The organism is Pontibacillus halophilus JSM 076056 = DSM 19796, assembly GCF_000425205.1.
Classification (GTDB): domain Bacteria; phylum Bacillota; class Bacilli; order Bacillales; family BH030062; genus Pontibacillus_A; species Pontibacillus_A halophilus.
This window is the reverse complement of record NZ_AULI01000002.1, coordinates 50855-77496: the sequence shown is the minus strand read 5'-3', so window position 1 is coordinate 77496 and position 26642 is coordinate 50855. Positions and strand designations below refer to the sequence as shown.

Here is a 26642-nt window from a genome sequence, read left to right as displayed (position 1 = left end):
ACTCTATACGAAGAAAGCCGAATCCTAAAGGATCCGGCTTTTCATTCATTATTAATTTACGCCACGCATAAAGGTTTGAATGCGAGGAGCGAAGAAATAAAGGAGTAGTCCAATGACAATGGATACTGCACCAATAATTCCGAAGTAAGCAATCTCTGTGTCCGCATTATATAACTTAACAAGTTGAGCATTCATTGCTTGACCAGAAGCGCTCGTTAAGAACCATAGACTCATCGTCTGAGACGAGAATGCGACAGGAGCAAGCTTTGTTGTCGTAGAAAGCCCAACTGGCGATAAGAGTAATTCACCAATAACAACAAGGAAGAAGCTAAGTACAAGCCATAACGGGTTCGCTAATGTCTCAGTTCCGTTGAAATAGGCAGGAAATAGCATAACCACGAAGGAAAGTCCCGCGAAAATTAGGCCATAAGAGAATTTCTTCGGCGTTGTTGGCTGCTTACTTCCAAGTTTCGTCCACAACCAAGCAAATACAGGTGCAAGGAAGATGATAAAGAGCGGATTCAGGGATTGGAACCAGGCTGGCTGAATCGTCATACCAAGGAAGTTTAAGTTTGTTCGTTGGTCGGCATATTGAGCAAGGATAATAGCCCCTTGTTCTTGAATTGCCCAGAAGACCATCGCAGCAATAAAGAGCGGAATATAGGCAATTACACGTGAACGCTCGTCTGCAGTGGTCTTGTCACTTCGAAGCATGACTGTGAAATAAGCTACTGGAATAACAATCCCGAGTATGCTGACTAGGAGTGTTAAACGATTAATGGTAAGCACTCCGGTCATAATAGATACGGTAAGTATTAACGCTAACACGACCACTCCACTGATTAGGCGTTTAGCCACACGACCTCGCTCATCAGGAGTAAGAGGATTCGGCACTTGCTTACCTGCTAAACCTAGATTTTTCTTTCTGGTCACCATGTATGTAATTAATCCAAAGAACATACCAACAGCAGCAAGGGCAAACCCAAGATGGAAGCTAATACCTAATCCAACAGTACCAACAACAAGTGGAGAAAGAAAGGCTCCTAAATTGATACCCATATAGAAAATACTAAATCCTGCATCGCGTCGATAATCATTTGTACTGTACATATCACCGACGACACTAGATACGTTCGGCTTTAACAAACCAGTACCAACAACGATGAAGATCATCGAGACAAAGAATGCGGTTAAGCTACCCGGTAGAGACAAGACGATATGCCCCACCATAATAAGGACGCCTCCATAGAAGATTGTGTCAGAACCTCCTAGTAACCGGTCCGCTACCCAACCACCAATTATACCAGACATATAAACCAGGGCGCCGTAAATTGCCATAATCGATGCTGCTGTTGATTGATCGAGTCCAAGGCCTCCCTGGGTTACTTCATAGTACATGTAATAAAGCAAGATTGCGCGCATTCCATAGTAGGAAAAACGCTCCCAAAACTCAGTGAAGAATAATGTAAATAAGCCTTTAGGATGTCCGAAGAATCCTTTCTGAGGAACGCTATTTACAATTTCTTCTTTGCTATATTTCGACATAATTCTACCTCCTATTTGTATATCTTACTAGTTGTCCTATAAATCAGTCAAAATATTTTAATAGATTCATACATAAATATTCGTATGCTTTGTGATTGAATGATTTTTATACAATAGAAAAGGGTTTCATATGAATAGAAAGGCTACTTTAAGTATTTTGAAAACTTATAGAGAGCCGATATAAAATCATAAATATACATATCCTAACTACGAGTGAAAGAATAGCGTAAGGGTCTTTAGTTTTGTTATCCTTGTGTCTTGTGTACACTAGTGACAAATACGTATGGAGGGGATTATACATATGAAAGCGATCGTACATGAAGGAATTGCTGGATTTGAAGGACTAAGTTATCGAGATATGGAAGAACAACCCATTCATGAACATATGGTTAAAGTTCAATTGAAGACAGCAGGCATGAACCGAAGAGATTTAGCGATTACCAATCGCCATAAGACGGATGACCCTGGTCTTATACTTGGTTCAGACGGTGCTGGCATCGTTACAGAGATTGGACAGAAAGTACAAAACGTCCAAGTAGGAGACGAGGTAATTATTAATCCTGCACTAGGTTGGAATGCCAAATCAGATGCACCTCCCAAAGGATTTGAAATCTTAGGATTGCCAGACCACGGAACATTCGCAGAAATGATTTCAATCTCATCCGAACAAGTCGAGAAGAAGCCGTCTCACTTAACGTTTGAGGAGGCGGGGACGTTAGCATTAGCTGCACTAACAGGCTTTCGTGCCCTCTTTACACGGGCTGGAGCAAAGGAAGGAGATACAGTCCTACTTCCGGGAATCGGAAGTGGTGTACTCACCTTTATCCTTAAATTTGCTAAAGCAAGTGGCATGCGCACAATTGTGACTTCTAGAAGTGAAGAGAAGCGTGCTGCTGCTCTTGAACTTGGAGCAGACAAAGCGATTGATACGAACGAAGATTGGAACGAGGCATTGCGTGATGAAGAAGTGGATATTGTCATTGAGAGTATTGGGAAAGCAACCTTTGATAAATCACTTGGTATCGTAAGACGCGGCGGAACGGTTGTAACATTTGGTGCAACAACAGAAGACACCGTTGAAATTGACATCCGCAAATTCTTCTACGGTCAGTACAACTTGCTAGGAACTACAATGGGAAGTAGAGAAGAGTTCCGTGACATGCTCCAATTTATTGAGAAGCATGACATAAAGCCTGAAGTAGACCGCATGTTCCCGCTAGATCAATTTAATGAGGCATTTACGTATATGAAAGAAAGCAAGAACTTTGGAAAGATCGGTTTCACCATATAATCATAACGACAGAGTACTCCTGCCATGGAGTGCTCTTTTTTATGGAGCATTTTCGGGAGTATTCCGTCGTGATTGTCGAATTCCCACTACAAAATCCTACCTCTGACCTAGAACAAATCCATGCTAAATCCCATGATGAACGATACAATAGAGTGGAGAAACGTGAAGGAGGAATCGTAATGAATGAAGAAATGGTAGTCAAACAATTAGACATGATGCGCTCTGTCTTGTTGAACGAGATTAAGGATATTGAAGAGACGGAAGCGGATATTATTCCGAATGGTTTTCCGAACTCACTACGCTGGCAACTAGGTCATACATACTTGTCTGTTGAATACCTCGTATTTGCTAAATCTGGTCGTACCCCTGTTATTCCAGAAGATTACCCGACTTTGTTCGGTGGTGGTACTCATCCTGACCAATGGGAGGTCAAAGGTCCATCACTCCATGAGCTCCGTCAACAGTTAACAGAACAAAAAGAACGTCTGTTAAACGACTTGAAAGGGAGCACATCCGAGTCGTTAAGAGAACCGTTTCAACCAGGACCGTACACGTTTGAGACTGTAGGAGAAATGCTTCTTTTCACCCTCTATCATGAAAGTGAACATATTGGATTAATTAAAGGGTTAAAACGCACAATCCGTCATTCATAATCACAAAGAAAAGGCAAGGTGTACATCGCGTACCCTTGCCCTTTCTTAGCTTATGGATATTAGTTCTTACGGTTCTGGATGACTTCATTCACAACAAATGCGAGGTCGTCATTACCAAAGAGAGATAAAACCCCGAGTAAAGTTTGGTCAGGAATGTGCTCAGATTCCTGTTTAGAAACAGTTAACGCAACACCTTGTTGAAGAGAAGTATTCTCTCCCTGATCAGGATAGGCTTGCTTGTATAAGGCTACAGGATCTAAATCTTGATTGACGCACCACTGGGCAAAAACGAGGATCATCATATTTTCATCTTGGCGATAGTTCTCAACAATTTTATCTTCAATATCTTTAGAATTCACACTTATAGCTCCTTTATCAATCGTTCAATCTACTATTATAACGGAGAACCACGTTTGTTAAAAGACAGCTTAAGAGTATTGAAGAATTTTGCTCCCTGAGTAATCCTCTCTTTTTAACTCTTCTATGTCATAAAGACGCTCAACATGTACTTGATGCCATAGCATGAACATAAGCACAGTCCATAGCTTTCGAGAATAGTCTCCTTTTTGTTGCACATGGTCTTCTAACATCTGAAGGATTGCCGGTTTATGAAGATAATCATCGGTTTGACTAGTTTGAATCAACTGCTTAGCCCAGTCATATAGTTCATGCCGTAGCCAATGACGAATGGGTACAGGGAATCCTAGCTTCTTACGGTCAAGCACGTGGTCTGGTACAATTCCGCGGGCTGCTTTACGTAGAATTGCTTTCGTTGTACCGTCTGCAATCTTTGCTTCATGTCCAATCTTACTAGCAAGCTTGAAGACTTCCTTATCAAGGAATGGAACTCTCAATTCTAAAGAATTCGCCATCGTCATCTTATCTGCTTTCAACAAAATGTCACCACGTAGCCATGTATGAATGTCAACGTACTGCATTTGATTGACAGGGTGTAAGTGACTTACGTCGTCAAATAGGTTAGTAGTTAAGTCTTGATAGCGTGTAAGAGAAGAAGTGTGTTTCATGAAGGATTGCTTTTCGCTTTCTTCAAACATCTTCGCGTTGCCAATATAACGTTCGCGAAGAGGGGTTGTCCCTCTTTCAATAAAGCTCTTTCCTTTAACACCCTCTGGTATAAGTGTAGCCATTTTATTTAATGATTTCTTAAGGCCATTTGGCATTGAATCAAACATCTTTAACGATTCTGGTTCTCTGTAGATGTTGTAGCCACCGAACAACTCATCTGCACCTTCCCCAGATAAGACAACGGTTACGTGTTTACGTGCTTCCCGAGATACAAAGTAAAGAGGAACACAAGCCGGGTCCGCTAGTGGATCATCCATGTGCCACATTATCTTTGGAAGCTTCTTCACATACTCTTCAGGTGTGATGATGTAAGCTGTATTCTTTAGGTTTAGTTTATCTGCAGTTTCACGAGCGACATCAACCTCTGAATAGCCTTCATGCTCAAAGCCGACTGAGAACGTATGGAGATTCGGATTGTACTCTTTAGCTAGTGATACGATTATCGAGGAGTCGATGCCACCTGAAAGGAAAGAACCAACAGGTACGTCACTTCGCATATGCACACCTACAGAATCAAGTAACACTTCTTGCAAATCTCGAATCAGCGTCTTTTCTTCCGCCTTGATAGGGTGGAAGTTCGCTTTAAAGTAACGGGTAAAGGTAAGTTCCTTTCCGCTTTCACCAGTAAAGTAATGACCAGGTTCCACTTTATGAATGCCGTCGTTCATCGTCATCGGTTCAGGAACGTACTGGTAACTTAAATAGTGCTGGAGAGCCTCTCTATTTACTTGTTGTTGTTCATCGTAAAGGGTGAGACTCTTCTTCTCTGAACCAAACATAGTTTCTTCCTCGGTCTGTTTATAGAAGAGCGGCTTAATACCGAATGGGTCACGAGCTCCATAGACTTTCTGGTCATGCTTATCCCAAATAACAATGGCGAACATCCCTCGGAGCATAGAAAAGGCTTCTACACCTTGGTCTTGAAATAGAACAGCAATGACTTCTGTATCAGACTCTGTTCGGAAGGAATAACCTTTTTCTTTCAATTCCTCACGAAGTTCTACGTAGTTATAAATCTCTCCATTGAATACCATCCAGTATCTCTCATCTTCAAAGTGGAAAGGTTGATGACCACTTTCTACATCAATGATGCTTAGTCGGCGAAAGCCGAGAGAAATGTGCTCATCATGATAATACCCTTCATCGTCGGGTCCTCGGTGTTGGATAGCATTATTTCGTTGTTCAAATAATTTCTCATCTTGTTGTTGATTACGAAGGATTCCAATAAATCCGCACATAAAATCCGCCTACCTTCATTTCTATTATTTCTTGATTGCTTCAAATGTCTGTAACATGTCATCAAACCGTTGCCCATGTCCTTCTGTCGCTTCTAGAAAGAACGCTTGCTTAATGACATAGAGTGTCCCTTCTTCAGGCTCCATAATGTAATAGATGCGTATGGGTGAGTTCCATTCCTGCACCCCTTGAGCCATCGCGGTTATCTTTGTAGCCACCACAGGTTCTGATACTTGTTGCTGACTTGTAACGTCCATCTCTTTACGTTGTAACTCTTCGTAAATATGGTTTAGTTCTTGTTCTTTAGTTCGGTTTGTCTTTAAGATTTCCATCGATACCTCAGGCACGTCTTCATTAATCGGTGGGGAAGGCACAATAAGGTCAGACTGTTCGACTGATTGGAGTGCATATCGTTCTTCATCAATATAGATGACGTAACTCCACTCTTCATTAGCTTCTAGGGTGAAGGTATTTGTTTCACTCATACCTTCCATTTCATTATCAATTGTTTGTTCGTTCAGAAATCGTTCCGTCAGACTTTGTACGACCGCTTGACCTGGTTCTGTAACAGTGGCCCCAGCAGTAACCACAACGGACGTTGCTAATGCAATTAGGAGGTTTCGTCGGTTCCTCCGTTTTTTTGGAAATAACTCTGTTTCAATTCGATTCCACGTTTCACGTTTTAACCGATGAACACTGTTCTGGTGAGATCTCAAATTCTGTCTAAGTTGTTCGTCAATAGATTTCTTGTTCATTATCGATCTCTCCTAAAAGCATTTTTAGCTGACGCCTGCCTTTATAAAGTCTGGATTTAATTGTGTTCAGGTTCTCATTTAAGATTTCTGCAACTTCTTTCTCTTGGAAACCATTTAAATACTTCAATACGATGACTTCGCGATGAATCGGCTGTAAGTAGTCGAGGGCTTCGTATAAATCCTCTACGGGCGATTCAATTCCTTTCGCCTCAATATGTTCCTCATCTATAGGTACTACGGTCACTTTTCGATTCTTTCGCATATAATCCTTAGCCTCATTCATTACAATGGAGTATAGCCAAGGTTTAAATGCCTTTGAAGTGTCGAAAGATTCGACATGGCGATACACTTTGACAAATGCTTCTTGAACAATATCAGAAGCATCGCTATGATTCTTTGTTAAAGCAAATGCCAGTTGTAAAGCGTACGTTGCATGTATTTCGTATAACTTCTTAAAGGCCGAATGGTTGCCCTTTTTAATCTTGGTGATTAGGCGAGCTTCTGTATGGAGCAAGGTGGCCTCTCTCCTTTAATTACGTTCTCACCTTCTATACGACCATTTCCCGTTAAAAGTTTTCAACAGAAGAAATAAAATTTAGAACGAATGGAAAATCAAACGTTGCTAGCTAAATCTTAACATTATTCGGGAGGAGATGACGGTATTTTCGGTAAATTATTCCGTAAATTCCCTTTCACAGCAGGCGTTGTGGTATATAATGGGAATAGTTGAAGGGGGATGGGGAATTTGATGCAACATGAGCAGTCGAATGGAGTATTGATTGCGCTCACAGTCATAACGTTTATCTCGAGTATGATTCTACCGTTTATTCTTGTTCCGACGATTCAAGACGTATTATTCTTCTCGAAGGAACACTGGATGTTTGTAACACCATTTTCAGCCTATATCACTGGAGTCATCGGCTTAGTTGCATCAGGAGTGACACTTCTGGTCCTCTTATTCGCGAAGATAAGGACAGAATACAAGGATAAGAAGTTCTCTTTGTTCCATTACATATGGGTTGTACCAATTCTTGTAGGAACGTATTATTTGGCTATCCATTCTTATATGTACGTTCAAGACGATGGCATTCATTACCGACAACTAGGTGAGTTCTCAGCTACTCATTTAGCTTGGGAAGACGTCACGCGAGTGGAGAAAGTCATAATCAACGATCGTTCTCAAATTTCTTTAGAAGGCTATGAATTGGAAGATAGTAAAGGTAATTCCTACTTTATCGAGAATAGTGCAGAATTACGGGATAATGAGTACAAGATTTTAGATCAAATCAATCACGTTGAAGTAACGGTGACAGAGAAAGAGAAAGAATAAAGACACCTTAAAGGGTGTCTTTTTCTATTAATAAATAGCGTCTGTCGAGTAGGACACCTTTCATGATACAATGAAGTTGAAAAAAATGGTGGATAAGGGAGATTGCATGAAGAAAAAGAAAAATAAAACACATATTCCATTTCGAATAAATATGCTGTTCCTAATTGTGTTCATCCTCTTTAGTACCCTTGTTCTTCAACTTGGGGTCGTTCAAATCCTGAATGGGGAAGATTTGAAGGAAGAGATCAATAAGAAAGAACACGTGACGACACGTATCCCAGTTCCTAGAGGTGAGATATTCGATCGGCATGGAAGTCCTATCGTACAGAACAATCCGAAATACGTGATTACGTATACACCAACTCAAGCAACCTCTCAAACTCAAAAACTGGAAGTGGCTAAGAAATTAGCAGCTCATATTGAAATGCCACAAGATGCGATTGACGACATTTCCGTTCGAGATAAGAAGGACTATTGGTATCTTTCGAAAGAATTGACAGAGAAAGATCCGTATAAGGGTTACTTGACGAAAGATGAGAAAGCACAGGAGGGTGCTTACCAACTACTCATGGACCGTGTGAAGGAAGAAGACATTAAGCTTACGGATCAAGAGAAAGAAGAAGTGGCAATTCTTCATGAATTCCTCAAGGCGTATGCTCTTTCCCCTCATTCGGTGAAAGACAAAAGTGTGACGAAGGAAGAGTATGCGAAGGTAGCTGAACATTTGTATGAACTTCCAGGTGTTGATGTTCGAACCGATTATGAACGCTCTAGGCCAAATGGAGAAACATTTGCGGATACAATTGGTTCATTTAAAGAAGGGATTCCGAAAGAAGAGAAGGACTTCTTTGTCTCAAGAAACTATAGCTTGGATGACCGTGTAGGTACAAGTGGAATTGAACGAAAATACGAAATGGACCTTGCTGGTCAGAAAGAAGTCGTTGAACATACGACAGATAAAGCTGGTAATCTTATAAACTCAAAAGTCGTGCACGAGGGAGTCCCAGGGAACGACTTAGTATTATCCATTGATCTTGAATACCAGAAGAAAGTGGATGAAATCTTACAAGAAGAATTTCTGAAAGCTATCCAAAAAGACCCTTACGAAAACCGCTTAATGGATAAAGCAATGGCTGTCGTTCTTGACCCAAACACAGGTGAAATTTATGCAATGGCGGGACAGCACTACGACCGAGAAGACGGTGAATTTGACAACGTTCCGAACATAAACCTTTATAATGCTTACTTGCCTGGTTCTACAGTTAAGGGAGCAAGCGTTCTTACTGGCCTAGACACAGGAGTAATCTCAAAGAATACCTATCTCAAAGACGAAACCATTTATATCGCAGGAAGTCAATCCAAATCCTCATATAAGAATCTAGGTACAATTAATGAATTGCAAGCACTGGAGCTATCTTCAAACTCTTACATGTGGAAGATTGGAATGCGTATCATGGGGAACCCTAATTACGTCCCAAATCAGACGATAAGCTATGAAAGAGGAAGTTACCAAAAAGGTGTCAATTACTTCAATCAATTTGGATTGGGTGTGAAAACCGGAGTTGATATGTACCCAGAAGAGTCAGTTGGAGTTAAAGCTGATCCGAAAGATACGATTGCAGGTCAAGCGATGGATCACTACATCGGCCAGTATACTGGATATACTTCTATGCAACTTGCCCAGTACGTTGCAACAATTGGGAATGGGGGCTATCGCATAGCGCCTCAAATTGTTAAGGAAATCCGCGCTCCAGAATCAGAACAGGGTAAGTTAGGACCTGTCGTAAGAGGGATGGAGACAACTGTGTTAAATCGTTTGTCCATTAGCCAGGATCACATTAACCATGTGAAAAAGGGCTTTTCCTTAGTGTTCAACTCTTCTAAAGGTACAGCGAGTGGATACTTTAATAACAAACCTTATGTTGCAGCAGGTAAAACCGGAACGGCTCAAACGAAAAAATGGCTAGACCGCGGAGATGAGACTTATTATGGTGTTGATAAAGAAAACTTAACATTGGTTGGATATGCTTCAGAGAAGAGCCTCGACCAGCCTGATGTTGCCTTTGCTGTTGTTGTTCCTTATGTGGGCATTAAAGCGGACCACAGTATTAACAAGCTTATTGGTGAACGTATCCTAGATGAATTTTATAAACGTGGTGAGGAAAAGCCGAAAGAGGAAGAGGAGGAACAAGAAGGAAGTTCTGACGAAACTGCCGAATAAGACGGAACAATTTAGAAACACCTCTCTAACATGGAGAGGTGTTTCTTTAGTATGGGATGAAGGAGATTGGAGACAATTGTCGAATAATATTTAGTTATAAGGAGTGTATACGATGACCACATTTCAGTCTTTTCAAAGAAGTATGTTTCTGAACTACGTCTTCGGATCGCTTATCGCGGTCTTTGGCGTTGGTAGTCTATTTATCTTTCATACACTGACGCTTACCTTAAATGAAATCGTCCTTCTCATCTTGATTATGGTAGGCTCTGTAGGAATAATGGGGGTCTTGGAATTACGTTCATACTTTCGGCATGTTGAACCAATTAAGAAATGGCTTGTAGGTGAACAAACGGATAGAGACACAGTCCATAGAGCCTACATTCAACTCCATCGTTTCCCAATGTTAACGGTGAAGCGTATTTTAGGTCCTCACTTGTTCGGATTGTCTGTACCTGCATCACTTGTTGCTTACGTATGTATTGAAAGAAGTTGGATTGACTTACCTCTCATTTATATTGTCTATGCCTGGGCAGGGGCTATATTAATTGCCATTATGCATGCACTTATTGAATTTTACTTAACCGCTCGCACTGTCCAGCACGTATTAAGAACGTTGCATTCCTCCTATTCACTGTCTTTCTCTCTGCCACCAACGGAACAGGTGAGCATGAAAGGGAAATTACTAGCGAGTACGCTGTTTACAGCTCTTTTTCCAGTACTATTATTCGTGTTAGCATCTCAAGTTCGTTTATCAGAGGGACGTGTGTATACTCAACAACAATACTGGAGTTGGGCTTCTGTGATTGTAGCGGCCATCACGTGCATTGCCTTAGTTAGTGCCTTATTATTGTTTCGTAACATGGAATCACCGATTCTTGAACTTGAGCACTCCTTTCAAGCAGTGAGTAAGGGGGAATTCAGGGAGGTAGACAACGTGTACTCAGATGAATTCTCAAGCCTTGTTACTGGGTTTAACGATATGGTGAAGGGCATTAAAGTTCGCGATCATCGTAATGAAGCTTTGCTTGAAAGCTTCTTCACTGTATTTGCCGCAACATTAGATGCACGAGACCCCTACACCGCTGGTCACTCAGAACGTGTGGCCGCCTATAGCGTACAAATCGCAACTTATGCAGGGTGGGAAGAAGATCAGATTGACTTATTAAGGAAATCGGCTCTGCTACACGATATTGGGAAGATTGGAGTACGCGACGCTGTCTTATTGAAAGAAGGGAGACTAACAGCTGAAGAGTTCTCGATTATTCAACAACACCCTGCTATAGGAGAACGAATCTTGAAACAGGTTCAACTGCCTGCGGAGCTTCATCCCATTCTACCTGGGGTACGCCATCATCACGAGCGTTATGATGGGAAAGGCTATCCAGATCAACTAAGCGGGGAGGATATCCCAATCTTTGGTAGGATTATGGCTGTGGCAGATGCCTATGATGCTATGACTTCTGATCGCCCTTATCGGAAGGGAATGCCGATTGACAAGGCCTTACGCATCATTGAAGAGGGTAAAGGTACACAATGGGATCCATATTTCGCGGAACTATTTCTAGAGCTTATGACCGTCACGTCATACTCAGTTAAAGAGAGCGCAGCCGGATTCGAATAGAAATCAGGCGATCTAAAAAGCCCCGAAGAGTTACGGCTACTCTTCGGGGCTTTACAATTCCTCATATAGGGATACCTTTATTTTCCGCTAAACCATCCCTTTACCTTGTCAAAGAAAGAAGGCTCTTCATGAGTTACTTCTTCTTTATCAGAGACAAAGATTTCTTCAATATCCACTGCGTAATCGTACGTGAGCACCGCACCGAGATCTGTGCTTGTGCCTTGGTTTGAGACTTCAGTATATGGAATCGAATACTTCTCAGCTAATCTCTTTTCTTCTGTCATAAATCGGGAAGACACTTCTCCATTTAACAGCAAGGTGGTATTGCGGTGTTCTTGCATGGCAGATTCTAGCTCTTGAAGGGCTTTATCTTGCATAAGCTGCCCCTTCGTTAGTGCCAACACAACTCGTTCTCGAATGGTTCCGAGGAATCTTCTTCGTTCATCAGGCTTCGTCTCACGTTTTCCGTATATTCCTTCTTGAATAATGTCGTCTACATCTTTTTGGCTCATGTATGTTGTCGCTCCTTTTCTGTAAGTCACCATCCGCGCTTCTATATTAACAGAAAAAAACGAATCGTTTCACTTATTTTACAGCACGAAACTCCTTCTATACGTATGCTATAATAGGACCATCTAATAAAGGAAGTAGGCTAAGCAATGAAAGACACGCAAGTAGGTACCATAAAGGTATGCAACGTACTTCGCCAGATTGAGACAGGCTATGTGCTTGGGTTGGGCGATGAAGAGGTGCTGTTGCATCATAACGAAGCAGAACATGAACTAGAGAACGGTGAAGAAGTAGAGGTCTTTCTTTACCACAATAAACGTGGGGATCTTGTTGGAACTATGAACATCCCATCCGTTACAACCGATGACTACAACTGGGTATCTGTGAAAGAGGTGGTGCCAAGGTTGGGTGTGTTCGTGGATATCGGTACGGTGAAGGATATCCTCGTTTCAGAAGATGACCTTCCACTATTCGAGACGCTTTGGCCACAGCCAGGTGATGAAGTGTTCGTACGTCTTATTACGGATAAGAAAGGACGATTGTTGGCTAAGCCAGCTACCGAAACGGTGATGGAGGATTATTTCGAAACTGCGCCTAAAGAGCTGCTTCATAAGAGTGTATCTGGCCGAATCTATCGCTCCACCCAAATTGGTTCTTTCCTTGTAACGGAAGATGGCTACCGAGGCTTTATCCACCATCTTGAACGGAAAGAAGAACCACGATTTGGTGAATGGATGACAGCTAGAGTTATTGATGTGAAAGAGGATGGCTCGTTAAACCTTTCCTTGCGTCCAGTTAAGGAAGAGGCTTTAGGGAAAGACGCTGAAGAGATTCTCGCTTACTTGAAGGAAGAAGGCGGCAAGATGAGATTCACGGATAAAAGCGATCCAGACGCAATTCGGGACGAATTTCAAATTAGTAAGGCTGCCTTTAAACGCGCCCTTGGTCGCCTGATGAAGGATAAACGAATACAGCAGAAAGATGGAATGACGTATCTTCTAGATGAGTAGCCGTTTGGCTGCTCTTTTTTTATGGATTCTTTCCATTAAGACAATACTTCCACTTCCCATTGCAATGATTACGAAAAGTGGAGGAATAAAGGACATTATAAAGACGTTGAGCACAAGACCTACTCTACACTAGTATTAACGTTAAATAGTGGAAGAATGGAGGAGGATGTGCATGAGAACAGGATATGAGTTAGACGAATGGATGAGTCGACCTTCAAATAAGCTTATTCGAGACCTTGAGCAGCTGGACGGGGACATCATGATTCTAGGTGTTGGAGGTAAGATGGGACCAACCCTTGCAAAACTCGCTTATAACGCGGTTAAGGAAGGAGACTCTTCAAAACGAGTGTTGGCAGTCTCCCGATTCAGAAATGGAACTCTTCAAGAAGAGTTAGAAGCATATGGTATCGAAACAATAGCGGCCGATTTATTGGATGAAGAGCAGTTACAGCGTTTACCTCAGGTCAGAAATATCATGTATATGGTTGGCCAGAAATTCGGAACGACAGGGAAAGAACATATGACATGGGCCATGAATTCCTACTTACCTGGCAGGATTGCAGAGAAGTACAAAGACTCACGAATTGTATCGTTTTCTACTGGGAACGTATACCCGTTGAGCTCGATTACACATGGTGGGGTATCAGAAGAAGATTCCGTACAACCGAATGGAGAATATGCTCAATCTTGTCTTGGTAGGGAACGAGTTTTTTCCTACTTCTCACACAAATATGGAACACAACAACTTCACTTTCGTTTAAATTATGCGGTTGATCTTCGTTATGGGGTCTTACTAGAATTGGCCAAAGCAGTCTATCAAGAACAGCCTATTGATTTGTCAATGGGCCATGTGAATGTCATTTGGCAAGGGGATGCAAATGAAATGGCACTTCGAGCTTTCTTACATTGCCAATCGCCTCCTCAAATTTTAAATGTGACAGGTCCAGAAACGTTGTCTGTTCGATGGATTGCAGAACGGTTTGGTGAAAGATTTGGGAAGAATCCATTATTCATCGGGAAAGAGCAAGATACTGCGCTACTTAGTAACGCCTCAAAAGCACATCAATGGTTCGGGTATCCATCTGTGACGATTCGGGAAATGCTTACTCTAACAGCAGACTGGCTTGAAGCAGAGGGGGAGATGCTTCAGAAGCCCACTCATTTCCAAGAACGGGAGGGGAAATATTGATGGCCACTTCGCTAAGTACAGACCAACTGAAACTTCTTCATGAAGGTACTGTCATTCCTGCTCATCCACTCGCCTTAACCAATGACAAGTCTTTGGATGAGAGAAGGCAACGAGCTTTAACCCGCTACTATATCGAAAGTGGTGCGGGTGGGATTGCCGTAGGAGTACACACGACTCAATTTGAAATCCGAGATCCAGAGGTTCAATTGTTAGAACCTGTGTTGCGCTTAGCTTCTGAAGAGGTGGAACGAGCAGGATTAACACGGCCATTCTTGAAAATCGCTGGAGTTTGCGGACCCCTTGAGCAAGCCTTGGAGGAAGCCAAACTTGCGTATTCTTACGGGTACGACCTCATTCTTGTAAGTATGGGTGGCTTGCCTTCTTATAGTGAACGTGAGCATCTTCATCGAATCTCTGAGCTATCTTCCGTATTGCCTGTATGTGGGTTTTACCTCCAGCCTTCTGTTGGAGGACGAACGTTTCCTTATTCGTTCTGGAAAGAATTCGTTGAGATCGAAGGGGTTGTTGCTATCAAGCTCGCCCCGTTTAATCGCTACCAGACACTCGATGTAGTTCGAGCTGTATGTGAGTCGAGACGTCGGGATGATGTCGCCCTCTACACTGGCAACGATGACAACATTGTTGCGGACTTACTCACTCCTTACACGTTTACAGTGAACGGAGAACAGGTCACAAAACACTTTGCAGGAGGGTTACTTGGACAATGGGCAGTGTGGACCAGCAAGGCGGTTGAATTATACGAAGAAATCCGTGTTGCAAAGGCGAATAAGGAAATCCCTCTAACCTTGTTGCAAAAAGGTATTGAATTAACAGATTGCAATGCAGTATTATTCGATGTTGCTCATGATTTTAAAGGGTGTATTGCAGGAATCAACGAGGTATTGAGGCGCCAAGGCTTACTTGCTTCTTCAATTTGTTTAAGTGAGAAGGAAGTGTTGAGCAAAGGCCAATCACAAGCAATCGATCGAGTCTACGCTTCTTATCCACATTTAACCGACGATGCTTTCGTCAGTAAACACCGGTCTCGTTGGCTACATGAGTGCAAGGAAGCTACTACGAAGGAGCGGTAACATGGCCTATTTCTATGAAAGGAAAGACCGTGAACAAATTGTTAAACTGTGCAAAGACCTCTGGCCGTTAGAAGTCCATGAAGTGTTGCATCGAGCTAATTTGGCTACGGAGAATACGTTTATATTTACTCATCGCTGGGATATGGAGCTATGTGAAACACCTGTGACGTTCTATGACAAGATTGATTGGACGTACGAACATAAAGGAGACTTCGAATGGACAGTCAATTTGAACCGCTCGAGGTTTATGAATGAATTAGGTCAGGCGTATTGGTTAACAGAGGATGAGAAGTATGCGGAGGCCTTCATACGACTACTGAAAGATTGGATCAGCCAGAATCCGCTTACACCCGATGAAATTCAGGATAGTCAGAAACGTGAATACAATGTCAAAGCAACATGGCGGAAGTTAGACAGCGGTATTCGTATAGCAAACTGGATTCGGGGCTACACCTGTATTCGCGAATCTCCCTTGTGGACACAAGAATTCGATTCATTGTTTTTAGACGCGGTGACTCTACATGGTAGGTATTTGCGAACTGCCTTTACCAATCATGATGCGCAAAGCAACTGGGGGTTTCTAGAGACCAATGGGTTGTTTCAAATTGCGTTATGCTTCCCACAATTACAAGCATCGCCAGAATGGCTGCAGGTTGCGACTACACGTCTTGAGAAGATGTGTCGGCTTCAAGTGTTTGAGGATGGCATGCACAACGAACAAAGTCCTATGTATCATCATGAAGTGTTGCATTGCTTGTTTGAGTCGGTGTGGCTTGCGAAACTTAACGACTATGAGCTCCCTCTATCCATAGAAAATTCTCTGAAACGTTTGTATACCGCATCGGTAAACATCATCAAGCCTACTGGGAAACAACCTATGTTGAGTGATAGCGATGATACGGATATAAGGGACGTGCTCACTCGAGGGGCTTGCCTGTTCAAGCGTTCCGAGTTAAAGAGTCAAGGCTATAATACGCTTGATTATGAAGGAATATGGTATTTCGGTTCGAAAGGAGCCGCTCTATACGAGGCATTACAATCAACTATACCTGACTACACCTCTATTTATCTTCCACAAAGTGGCTATGCCATTTCACGGACAAATTGGTCTGAAACTGCACACTATACACTTCTTGATGTAGGCCATATGGATGTCATACGCGCGCATGGTCATGACGACTTAATGCATTTGGAGTTATCCCTATTTGGTGAAGACTTTCTGATTGATACGGGTAGGTACACGTACATGGAGAATGAAGATCGGGCTTATTTCAAAGAAGCGTTCCAGCATAATACAGCGACCGTTGATGGAATCGGCATGACTCCTTATATCGACTCGTGGACGTGGGGACGTGCGGCACAACCAATTGCCCCTTATTTTAAGACGACATCCATCTACGATTATGTGGAAGTGAGCCATGATGGCTATTGGAAGCTTAATGACCCTGTTCATCCCAAGCGTCGATTATTGTTTGTCAAACCTTACTACTGGTTGTTAATTGATGAATTTAAGTCTCACTCAACTCATGCGTACACCGAACACTTTCACTTCGCCGAGTCGTTAGACATTTCCGTTGATCCTTCCAATACATGCGTAACTGCTTCTAGCCCTAGTGGAAAAGGGGCTCGCCTGCTCTCTCTTACAAATGTGGTAACGAATAAGGCGGAGTGCTCCATCTCAAGACACTACAATCAAAAGCACCCATCAACTAAAGTGACGTTCACCACGACTGGTAGCGGAACGACCTGCATGATTACAATCATCGAACCTTTCTCACATTCTGATGTTCCTCTTCAATTTCAAAAAGTTGAAGCACAATCCACAAAAGGGACGACGTTCTTAGAGGAGGAAGTCACTGCCTTAACTGTATCGCATAAAGGGGGAAACGATCATATTCTCGTGTCGCATGAAGGCCCAAATAGCTTCTTATTTAATGAAATTCATGCAACAGGGGAGGTGATCTTTGCTCGGGAGGACAAGGATATTCATGTCGTGAAAGTATAGGCTTATAGCTAGATGTCCGCTACACACCTAATTTCATCATGGCGAGTCTGTCTAAAATCATCACCTTGAAGTGGTGATTTTTTTAAAGGAGGAGAACGATAGCGACTATGAAAACAAAATGGGGATTGATGTTCTTGTGCTGCATAGCCATGGTCCTAATTAGCAAGCAGAATGTTCATGCAGAGGCAACTATAGAAATTACATCTCATTCAAATGGGGATGTAATTTCTAGTTCGACTACTATGGTCCAAGGGACGTACACAGATGTTGAAGACATGGTTCTTATCGTAGATGGGGGAAGAACGCATGAGGTAATTGAGGACAAAGCAGAGGGGACATGGTCTTATGAACTAGACACTTCCTTGTTAGAAGGTGACATTGAGCTCATCGTTAAAGGGACCAATTTAGAAACCAGTTATTCAGCATGGTCTAGTCCGGTTACGATTGCCGTAGATAATCCAATCGTTGACACACCGAAGGTCACAATATTGAATCCTAAAGAGGGAGAAGCATTAACAAATCAGACGAGTGTATCTGTCAGTGTGTCAGGTAAGCATACACTGGACAAAGTGGATGTACGCATTAATGGCGGGAAATGGATACGTGCGAAACAAACAGGAATTCGTTATACAGTCAACTTCTATCCGAACATTGATGATGTCTCTTCTTATAGCATAGAAGCAAGAGCAACGGATAACAAAGGAAATATAGGCTTTAGTCAAACGACATACGTGCACGACAGCATGGTGTTACCTACTCCAGAACCTTTGTTAAATCAAGACCGAGCTATGTGGATATGGGAGAAAGCATCTTATAATTTGTTGTACAACGATGGGTCGAGGGAACTGCTTAAAGCATTTGCTAACGATACCTCAACCTTTCAACAAGACCGGATTACTACGCTATACCTTGGCATCGACCAATATGAAGGTGTAGATATGGTTGAAGAAGAGCGGGAGCGAGTTCGGAATTTAATATCATGGGCACACAATGAAGGGTTTCAAGTACATGCGCTCATTGCTGGCGGAACGAAACCACCACATTTCGGCGCTTTTGAGCGATACCACCCTGTCGCGATAAAAGAACTCGAATCAATCCTCAACTACAACTTATCTTCCTCACAATCAGAACGGTTCGATGGGGTCAATGTAGATATAGAACCGTATATAGCCCCCGAATTTAAACAAGATAAACCTTCCTTACAGCTACAGTACCTCGACTTATTACAGCAAATGATGGATCGAAAACAAGCTGCTCATTCTAATTTAGCTATCGGAGCCGCAATTCCAAACTGGTATGACACCTCTACCCACGCAAGTTCTATTACATGGGGACGAAACGGAGAAACAGAACAAACAAAATGGCTTTCTGAACATGTGCAAGATGTGCTCGATTATATCTCCATCATGGATTACCGTGACGTAGCAGAAGGTTCAGCAGGCATCATTGAACGGGCGCGTGGAGAAATCCAATACGCAGAAGGTATTGGGAAACCACATTCTGTAGTCTTGGGTGTGGAAACGAAAGATATAGCCGACGGTGGGGACCCTGAAACCATTACCTTCCGAGAAGAGGGCCGGACTTATATGGAGGAGCAATTAGATCTTGTGAATACAGCCTATTTAGAATCTTCTTCCTATGGGGGAATTGCCTTGCATCACTATGATACGATTCGTGACCTTCCTTCTGAATGGTCACCAAATGGATTCTATTGGACGCCACCAGAAGATAATGAGCCTCCTACATCCTTATTAGAAGAGCCAACTGCCAATACGATTGATTATGAATCGATTTCCCTTTCGTATGGCAGAGCGTTCGACAATTATGAGATTGACTATTACGAGATTCATAGAGGTTTATCACAAGGATTTGCACCTACAGAAGATACGTTAGCAGGAGAAGCGAGAGGCTTATCATTTCATGACAGTGGATTGCAAAGTGACACAGAGTATGTCTATAAAGTAATACCAGTAGATGTGAGCGGGAATAAAGGTCCAGAGTCATCTGAGGCAACTGCTCACACGGATGCTACAACCTTACAATCATTGATAATCAAAGATTCTTCCATTGTTTACGATGATGACAAAGTAAAGGTAACCTTTACTATAATCGACGGAGAGACGGGAAGTCCTGTTGAAGCAACGATGCGGGGACGATTCGAATATCGGAGTGGAAAAGTCGTGACAGGAAAGACGGACGCGACGGGGACCGTCTCATTCGTTTCAGAGTCCATTCCAACAGAAAGCGGAACAGTAGGCTTTAAAGTCAATACCATTAGGAAAGACGGCTATTATTGGGAGAAACCATTGCCGAGTCTATGGAGACTAGAGACTTCATGGGAGAAGCAGCGTTATTTACCGACGGACGACGCATTTGTGAGAAGTGATAGCTATGCGAAGAATAACTACGGCAGCGAATCTTTCCTTGAAATAAAGACTGTAGCTGAAGGAATAAAGAACTATAATCGAAAAGCTTGGATGCAATTTATGCCTGAAGAGAGAGGGAGTGAGGTTAATCAAGCTACACTTAGTTTCTACGTAGATCGTGACGTTAGAGACGCAACGGTTCAAGGGGTTGATATTGATGTAGTAGGGGCAAATACTCTGCCATGGAATGAAGATTCGATTACTTGGGAGAATCAGCCTACATCTACTTTAAAGAGAATTGGAACGGTTACGATCACAAAGCCTGGGTGGTATTCCATTGATGTCACTGATTTAATGAAAGAACAACAGGGAGAAACGGTTTCTTTCAGTTTAACTGATCCGAATCGAACCGATCGCCTCGTTCTTCTTCACAGTAAAGAACATGAGAACGCTCCAATCTTGTCGATACAATAACATAAAGGCTTGCTTCGGCAAGCCTCTTCAATGTGCTCCAAGGCGCTTTCGGTATTCCGTTGGAGTCAATCCCATACATTTCTTAAAGGTTTTCGTGAAGTGAGGGTAGTCTCCATATCCAATGGCAAACGCAACTTCATAGGTTTTATATGTTGGGTCTTCGAGTAATTGTCTTGCACGGTTCATTCGTTTCTGTGTGACATATTGTTTGAAGGTAATTCCCATTTCTTTCTTAAATTCCATACTGAAGTATGCAGGGGACATTTGGACACGGTCAGCAACGGATTGAAGGGATATGTCCTCGTGATGAAAGTGAGTCTGTATATATTCAACTGCTTCCAAGATGTGAGTACGTCTTCCTACATTCCGCTTAACCTTTAAATGGTGGAGGATGTTCTTGAATACCTCCTTTAAAGCCTCTGCCAATGACCCTTCTTTCCTTATCTCATCTCGGAATGAGTATTGCGAGAGTTCTGTTCCGCGTTTATTTAAACGTTCAATTGTATACCTTAGCAGGTCATCATAGTATTGGAGGTGAGTGGATGCAATGTCTTCCCCGAGTTGCTGATGAAACTCATTTACTTTTTGGTAACAACTATCCTCATTTAAGAGCCACAGTTCCTCGACAAATACGTCCCCATAATGTTGAATGAGCGATAATTTTAGATCCCGATTGGACGAATGCTCTTGCTGCTCGTCCAATCGATTCTTCACTTTCTGCAATGCCTCAAGGAACTGCTCAGGATGGATTGGCTTTAGTAAGAAGTCACTCACTCCATATCGCAACGCTCGTTGAGCATAAGAAAACTCATCGTATCCTGAAATGACGATAAACGAACAGTTTGGAACTTCATGCAAAGCGCGTTCAATAAACGCTAAACCATCCAATTTCGGCATGCGTATGTCTGTGATGATTAAATCAGGTTGAACGTTACAAGCTAAGGTTAGACCTTCTTCACCATTCTTCGCTTCACCTACAAGGGTAAAGCCACAATCCCCTTCCTCAATAAGAGCAGCCATACTTCTTTTTACGAGCTTTTCATCGTCTACTGTGATAAGTGTGTACATGCAGCAACCTCCTTCTTCGCTAGGTCTTCCACCAAAGGTAACCGTATTTCGATTACCGTTCCTGTATCTGTAGATTTCTTAATCGTTAATCCATAGGGAGAACCGAAATGAGCATAGATCCGGCTGTGCACATTAAACAATCCTATACGCTTATTGGTTTTAGTTCCGCGTGGTTCCACACCGTGAAGGAAAGCGTAATTATAAGATTCTACAATGTCAGGGGGCATGCCTTTTCCATTGTCAACAATATAGAGCAAGTAATGCCCCCCCATATGACGACCGTAAACCCCGATAAATTCTGGACTTAGTGCGTGTTCTTCATAACCATGTACAAATGCATTCTCAATCAAAGGCTGTAACGTTAACCGAGCGGTCATAACTTCTTTCATATTGCCCTCTAAGTCGTACATCACTTGTAATTCTTCAAATCGCTCCATTTGAATGGCAAAGTACGCGCGTATTTGCTGAATTTCTTCCTGTAATGTAACAATCCTCTTCGTATTGCTCACGTTGTACCGAAACATATCAGCTAAGGAAGTGGTCATCCGGCTAATCGTTGGCTGCTTCTCTATAATGGCGTATGAATTGATGACTTCAAGCGTGTTGTATAGAAAATGGGGATTGATTTGAGATTGCATTGCCTGTAGTTCCGCTTCTTTCGTTTTTAGCTGAAGTTCTTGCTCTTTCACTTTCGAGAGACGAATCTCATCAATTAAGCTCGACAAACGGCCCGTCATGCTGTAGAAGCTGTTGTAGAGGTCACTCACTTCATCATTACGGTGAAAGGGTAACGGTCTTTTCGATTTCACTTTCAAATCCCCCGTCGCCACTTGCTTCATTAGACTTTGTAATTGCCGGAGTGAGTATGTCAAGGAGAAGGAGAAGCCACCTACAAATACTATGGCGCTTCCTATAATAGCTAAGCCCACCATAATGGAGAAGGTTCTGAGTTGGATCAAGTCAAACATAGATTCCTTAAGCGGAACACTTGCCACAACGGTCCATCCCCATTCTGGCAATGATTCATAGACCATAAGTGTTCGGTTTTCTTTATGGTCATACGAGTTAATGACGTACCGATCATCATTTGCTAAGATTTCAAATGGAAACCTAAGGCCCACTTGGGATGTGTTCGGATGATAAATGATTTCACGCTTTTCATTTACAACCCATATTTGATGGAAATGACTCATCATTCCTTCGTTCATAATGGTCGCGATTTGCTTTAACCGTAGATGAAGGATAAGCATTCCCTCAGGAGAGTACGTGTTGGGATTATATAATTGATGTGTAATCGTAATGACCGGAGTGCCATTAATGGTATGTACGCCGAGAAAGTCAAAGCTTGTAAACTGATTTCTTGAATCCCATAACACCTTATTCCGCTCATAGATTTCATTCATATTAATAAACTCTTTCACATGGCCATAATGATGCGCTTGTCGTCCAGCTTGATTGATGAGCGAAACACCATAGACGTCAGCGCGGCTGTGAAACAGTTGTTCAAAGACTTCATTTCTGAGCGATTGGGTTTGTAGGTATTGTTGGTAGGAAGAGGGTGGAGGCGCATCTGATAGTAGGAAACGTTGGACGGATGGATGTGTTGTAATGGGAACAGTCGCTTTTTCTAAGTCTTCGAGATAATATTTGAGATATTCCTTCGTTTGAATAAGCAGCTGCTGACTAGATTGTACGGAGTTTTCTTCAATTGCTTTCGTTGTTTTAGAGTACCAAATGTATCCGAAGACTAAGAGTGGGGTACATACAAACAATACGATGACAACTAGAAGCTTACTTTGAATACTTCTAACCCGCATACCAATCCCCCTCGCTCGATATGTTAGAATTTTCTATATTTTAATTAAAAAAACACAAACATTCAAATATAATTCCATTTTCCCATGTCTTCTTACCTTCTACAATAGTAATTGTAAGCGATAACAAATGGTGAGGGGGAATATTAAATGAAGAAGATCGGTACTGGACTATGTCTCTCGGGGCTTCTCTTAATGTCTGCTTGGCTGACAGGCTGTTCAAATGACGCGGAGTCATCCACAGAGGATGGGGGAAACACAACTAAGGAAGAAGTAGTGGAAATTAAACTTGGCTATTACTCTTCAGGCAGCGCAGATGAGAAGGTGGAGGAACTCATTCAGAAATTCGAAGAAGCTCACCCAAACATTGACGTTACGACTCAAAATGCACCATACCAACAGTTCTTCCAAAAGCTTGATACACAAATAGCAGGAAATAATGCCCCTGATGTGTGGCTCTCAGATGGTGTACTTGTCCAAAAATATGCAGAACGGGGAGCAGCAAAAGATTTAACAGAGTGGATTGAAAGTGACTTAAATCAAGACGATTACTACGGACTTGATTTCAACAAAGGCTCAGATGGAAAGTACTACGCTGTACCTCAAGGCATCCAGATTGGTGCACTTTTCTACAATAAAGATATGTTCGATGCTGCTGGTGTAGACTATCCTGACGAGTCATGGACATGGGAACAGTTGAAAGAAGCTGGGGCTAAGCTCACGTTAGATGGCCAAGACCGAACAGCAGATGATTCAGAGTTTGATAAGAAGAGCGTGAAACAGTACGGACTTACGTTCTTTAACATCACAGAAGGTTGGATGCCGGTATTGAAATCTTTCGGCGGCGGTGTCTTGGATGAGGATTTAAAAGAGTCTCTTATTGATTCAGAAGAAAACAAAGAAGCAATGAACTGGATTGTTGATGGGATGGAACGTGGAATATTGACAGATCCATCTGACCTCCAGAGCTTCCAAAGTCCAATGTCTCCATTCCCTAGTGGAACAGCAGCAATGAGAATCGGAATTTATGCCCGTGTTCTAGCAGCCAATGAAACAGGTATTAACTATGACGTTTCTGTCCTGCCGAAAGGACCTAATGGAGACCGGTTCGCACCTGTTATCGCAAACTCTTGGATTGTTAATGAGAATTCATCTGATGAAAAGGCGGAAGCTGCCTGGGAATGGGTCAAATACTGGGTAACAGAAGATGAAGTTCAGAAAGAATGGGCTGAATTAGGGGAAGCGGTACCTGTTAAGAAATCGGTAGCAAATTCTGATTTGTTCTTGAATTCTGGCGAGCAGTCCATTAACAAACAAGCCTTCTTGGATAGTTTCGAGTTCGCTGGGACGTTAGATACGAACGCTGTCTGGTCAGAATGGTTACAGAAATTTAATGAAAATGCAGACCAAGTCTTCTTAGGTGAAACTTCTGTTGAAGATGCCCTAAAACAAGCGGATGAGGAAGTGCAGAAAGTACTGGATGATTTCTATGAATAACAACAGCGCGTTCGTCTTATTCAAGGGGGTGACGTGATTGGCCGATTCTTCCAAACCAACAGAAAGGAATATTCACGTCAGCACCTCCATGCTGAAGCGAAAGCCACGACGATTAACGAATGATGGGAAGTGGGGACTCTTTATGGTGTCCCCATACCTCATTCAATTTCTTGTCTTTTTATCCTTTCCGCTAATCGCTTCTCTATATTTCAGCTTCTCAAAGTACGATATGTTAAACGCCCCTGAGTGGATTGGAATCGAGAACTATACTACGCTTATCCAAGATCCTGTGTTTCATAAAGCGCTTTGGAACACATTTTACTTTGCGGTTCTATTCGTTCCTGCCCAGACCATCCTTGCACTTATATTAGCCGTAGCATTGAATCAAAGCCTAAAAGGATTAAAGCTATTTCGAATTGCTCACTTCATCCCTGTCATTTGTTCATGGACGGTCGTACTCTACGTAGCAGATGCAATCTTCAATCCTCGATTTGGTATAGCCAATACTCTACTCGTAAAGATGGGGGCATCGCCTCAAGCGTGGTTAAATGATGAAGCATTAGTGATTCCGGTTTTAGTCGCTGTAGCCGTATGGAAGGGCGTTGGATATATGATGGTCATCTTCCTAGCTGGACTGCAGAATGTTCCACACGACCTTTACGAGGCAGCGGAAATAGAAGGGGCAGGAACGTATCGGAAGTTCCGACATGTCACCTTGCCACTTATTTCAGGAACGACTTTCCTTGTCCTCGTGCTTACAACCATCACGACCTTTCAATCATTTGAACAAATCTATGTGATGACTGGAAATATGGGGGATGTAACATCAGCAGGGGGGCCGGATAATGCAAGTATGGTGTTAATGCTCTACTTGTTCCAGCAGGGATTTTCTTTCTTAAAGATGGGATATGCATCCGCCATCGCTTGGTTCTTGTTCTTAATCCTGTTTGCCATTACGCTCATTCAATTGTGGCTACAGAAAAAGTGGGTGTACTATGAGAACTAATACAAAGAAAGATCGTACATTAAATCGGTACCAGCGAAAGCGGCTCATTAGCTATGGTGTGATTGGCTTAAGTTCAATCATTATGTTCGTTCCGCTGCTCAGTGCATTGCTCAACTCGTTAAAGTCGTACAAAGAGTATACATCCGTACCGATACAATGGATTCCGAATCCGTTTCAATGGCAGAACTATATTGAAGTATGGAAGATGACTGCAATGGATACGTATGCGCTAAATAGTTTAATCGTGACCGTATTATCGGTTATCGGGGCATTGCTTTCTTGTTCCATGGTCGGATACGCCTTTGCGCGACTCCAATTTCCTTTCAAACGTTCTTTGTTCGTCATGGTGCTTGGGACACTCATGATTCCACCGGTTGTTATGATCATTCCGCAGTTCATTATCTTTAAACATTTAGGGTTTCTTGACACGCTTGTTCCACTTTGGATTATGGAGTGGCTAGCGCAACCGTTCGGAGTGTTCTTAATGCGCCAAGCGTTCTTGGCCATTCCGAAAGAATTTGACGAAGCAGCGAAACTAGACGGGTGTACGCCTTTCCAAACTTATTGGCGTGTGTATTTGCCCATGTGTAAACCCCAACTTGCCACACTGACCATCTTTACGTTTATGACAAAGTGGAATGAGATTATGGCACCCGTTATTTATCTATCTTCAGAAGATAAGTTCACGTTGCCAATCGGTATCTTGTCCATGTCTGGTGCTTGGTTCGGACAGGAGCAATACTTGGTTGCTGCTGCACTTATGTCGTTGCTTCCAATCTTACTTGTCTTCTTGTTCACAGAGAAGTATTTTGTTAGAGGGGCGAGCTCATCAGGACTTAAATAGGAAGCTTCTAACGTGAAAGGATGATCGTCA

21 protein-coding genes are annotated in these 26642 nt (G+C 42.5%); 13 read left to right on the top strand and 8 right to left on the bottom strand.

The window, feature by feature from the left end; all coding sequences use genetic code 11:
- Positions 1-51 precede the first annotated feature (51 nt).
- On the bottom strand, positions 52-1545 hold the full coding sequence (locus H513_RS0102765) for a peptide MFS transporter (RefSeq protein ID WP_026799335.1): 1494 nt from the start codon (positions 1543-1545) through the stop codon (positions 52-54).
- A 301-nt stretch (positions 1546-1846) separates the two neighbouring features.
- Between H513_RS0102765 and H513_RS0102760 the strand changes: the two genes are divergently transcribed.
- Positions 1847-2836 carry a zinc-binding dehydrogenase gene (locus H513_RS0102760; RefSeq protein ID WP_026799334.1) on the top strand — a complete coding sequence of 330 codons (990 nt, stop codon included), beginning with the start codon at positions 1847-1849 and terminating at the stop codon, positions 2834-2836.
- A gap of 68 nt (positions 2837-2904) precedes the next feature.
- The gene (locus H513_RS0102755; RefSeq protein ID WP_161625283.1) at positions 2905-3489 is read left to right on the top strand and encodes a DinB family protein; all 585 of its coding nucleotides are present in this window, start codon (positions 2905-2907) and stop codon (positions 3487-3489) included.
- Positions 3490-3548: 59 nt separating this feature from the next.
- Here H513_RS0102755 and H513_RS0102750 read toward each other — a convergent pair whose 3' ends face one another.
- From H513_RS0102750 to H513_RS0102735, 4 genes are all read right to left on the bottom strand, one after another.
- Positions 3549-3848 carry a hypothetical protein gene (locus tag H513_RS0102750; RefSeq protein WP_026799332.1) on the bottom strand — a complete coding sequence of 100 codons (300 nt, stop codon included), beginning with the start codon at positions 3846-3848 and terminating at the stop codon, positions 3549-3551.
- A 69-nt stretch (positions 3849-3917) separates the two neighbouring features.
- Positions 3918-5813, bottom strand: coding sequence for an asparagine synthase (glutamine-hydrolyzing) (gene asnB, locus H513_RS0102745; protein ID WP_026799331.1), 1896 nt, complete (start codon positions 5811-5813; stop codon positions 3918-3920).
- A gap of 24 nt (positions 5814-5837) precedes the next feature.
- Positions 5838-6566, bottom strand: coding sequence for a hypothetical protein (locus H513_RS0102740; protein ID WP_026799330.1), 729 nt, complete (start codon positions 6564-6566; stop codon positions 5838-5840).
- Positions 6547-7080 (bottom strand): RNA polymerase sigma factor, encoded by a 534-nt coding sequence (locus tag H513_RS0102735; RefSeq protein WP_026799329.1) that lies wholly within the window; start codon positions 7078-7080, stop codon positions 6547-6549. Before H513_RS0102735 ends, H513_RS0102740 begins: the two co-directional genes overlap by 20 nt.
- A gap of 234 nt (positions 7081-7314) precedes the next feature.
- Between H513_RS0102735 and H513_RS0102730 the strand changes: the two genes are divergently transcribed.
- From H513_RS0102730 to H513_RS0102720, 3 genes are all read left to right on the top strand, one after another.
- Entirely contained in the window at positions 7315-7896 is a 582-nt protein-coding gene (locus tag H513_RS0102730) for a hypothetical protein (protein ID WP_026799328.1), read from the top strand.
- A gap of 106 nt (positions 7897-8002) precedes the next feature.
- Positions 8003-10117, top strand: coding sequence for a peptidoglycan D,D-transpeptidase FtsI family protein (locus tag H513_RS0102725; protein WP_026799327.1), 2115 nt, complete (start codon positions 8003-8005; stop codon positions 10115-10117).
- A 112-nt stretch (positions 10118-10229) separates the two neighbouring features.
- The gene (locus H513_RS0102720) at positions 10230-11738 is read left to right on the top strand and encodes an HD domain-containing phosphohydrolase (protein ID WP_026799326.1); all 1509 of its coding nucleotides are present in this window, start codon (positions 10230-10232) and stop codon (positions 11736-11738) included.
- A 77-nt stretch (positions 11739-11815) separates the two neighbouring features.
- Here H513_RS0102720 and H513_RS0102715 read toward each other — a convergent pair whose 3' ends face one another.
- Positions 11816-12250: a YueI family protein gene (locus H513_RS0102715; RefSeq protein ID WP_026799325.1), complete on the bottom strand. Its 435-nt coding sequence runs from the start codon at positions 12248-12250 to the stop codon at positions 11816-11818.
- 147 nt (positions 12251-12397) lie between these two features.
- Here H513_RS0102715 and H513_RS0102710 point away from each other — a divergent pair, with 147 nt between their 5' ends.
- From H513_RS0102710 to H513_RS19485, 5 genes are all read left to right on the top strand, one after another.
- Positions 12398-13258, top strand: a complete 861-nt coding sequence (locus tag H513_RS0102710) for a CvfB family protein (protein ID WP_026799324.1) — start codon at positions 12398-12400, stop codon at positions 13256-13258.
- 172 nt (positions 13259-13430) lie between these two features.
- A complete protein-coding gene (locus tag H513_RS0102705) occupies positions 13431-14447 on the top strand; it encodes an NAD-dependent epimerase/dehydratase family protein (protein ID WP_026799323.1) in 1017 nt (338 codons plus the stop codon).
- Positions 14447-15538, top strand: coding sequence for a dihydrodipicolinate synthase family protein (locus H513_RS0102700; protein ID WP_026799322.1), 1092 nt, complete (start codon positions 14447-14449; stop codon positions 15536-15538). The genes H513_RS0102705 and H513_RS0102700 overlap by 1 nt, the downstream gene beginning before the upstream one ends.
- A gap of 1 nt (position 15539) precedes the next feature.
- Positions 15540-17543 (top strand): alginate lyase family protein, encoded by a 2004-nt coding sequence (locus H513_RS0102695; protein WP_231572103.1) that lies wholly within the window; start codon positions 15540-15542, stop codon positions 17541-17543.
- 107 nt (positions 17544-17650) lie between these two features.
- Positions 17651-20383 carry a CBM96 family carbohydrate-binding protein gene (locus tag H513_RS19485; RefSeq protein WP_051239622.1) on the top strand — a complete coding sequence of 911 codons (2733 nt, stop codon included), beginning with the start codon at positions 17651-17653 and terminating at the stop codon, positions 20381-20383.
- 27 nt (positions 20384-20410) lie between these two features.
- Here H513_RS19485 and H513_RS0102685 read toward each other — a convergent pair whose 3' ends face one another.
- Together H513_RS0102685 and H513_RS19480 are read right to left on the bottom strand one after the other, a co-directional pair.
- Positions 20411-21451, bottom strand: a complete 1041-nt coding sequence (locus tag H513_RS0102685) for a helix-turn-helix domain-containing protein (RefSeq protein ID WP_026799320.1) — start codon at positions 21449-21451, stop codon at positions 20411-20413.
- The gene (locus H513_RS19480) at positions 21430-23268 is read right to left on the bottom strand and encodes a sensor histidine kinase (protein WP_051239620.1); all 1839 of its coding nucleotides are present in this window, start codon (positions 23266-23268) and stop codon (positions 21430-21432) included. The genes H513_RS0102685 and H513_RS19480 overlap by 22 nt, the downstream gene beginning before the upstream one ends.
- 147 nt (positions 23269-23415) lie before the next feature.
- Here H513_RS19480 and H513_RS0102675 point away from each other — a divergent pair, with 147 nt between their 5' ends.
- From H513_RS0102675 to H513_RS0102665, 3 genes are all read left to right on the top strand, one after another.
- The gene (locus H513_RS0102675) at positions 23416-24762 is read left to right on the top strand and encodes an ABC transporter substrate-binding protein (RefSeq protein ID WP_026799319.1); all 1347 of its coding nucleotides are present in this window, start codon (positions 23416-23418) and stop codon (positions 24760-24762) included.
- A gap of 88 nt (positions 24763-24850) precedes the next feature.
- Positions 24851-25768: a carbohydrate ABC transporter permease gene (locus H513_RS0102670; protein ID WP_051239663.1), complete on the top strand. Its 918-nt coding sequence runs from the start codon at positions 24851-24853 to the stop codon at positions 25766-25768.
- An 82-nt stretch (positions 25769-25850) separates the two neighbouring features.
- Entirely contained in the window at positions 25851-26612 is a 762-nt protein-coding gene (locus tag H513_RS0102665) for a carbohydrate ABC transporter permease (protein WP_407946620.1), read from the top strand.
- Positions 26613-26642: the final 30 nt, after the last annotated feature.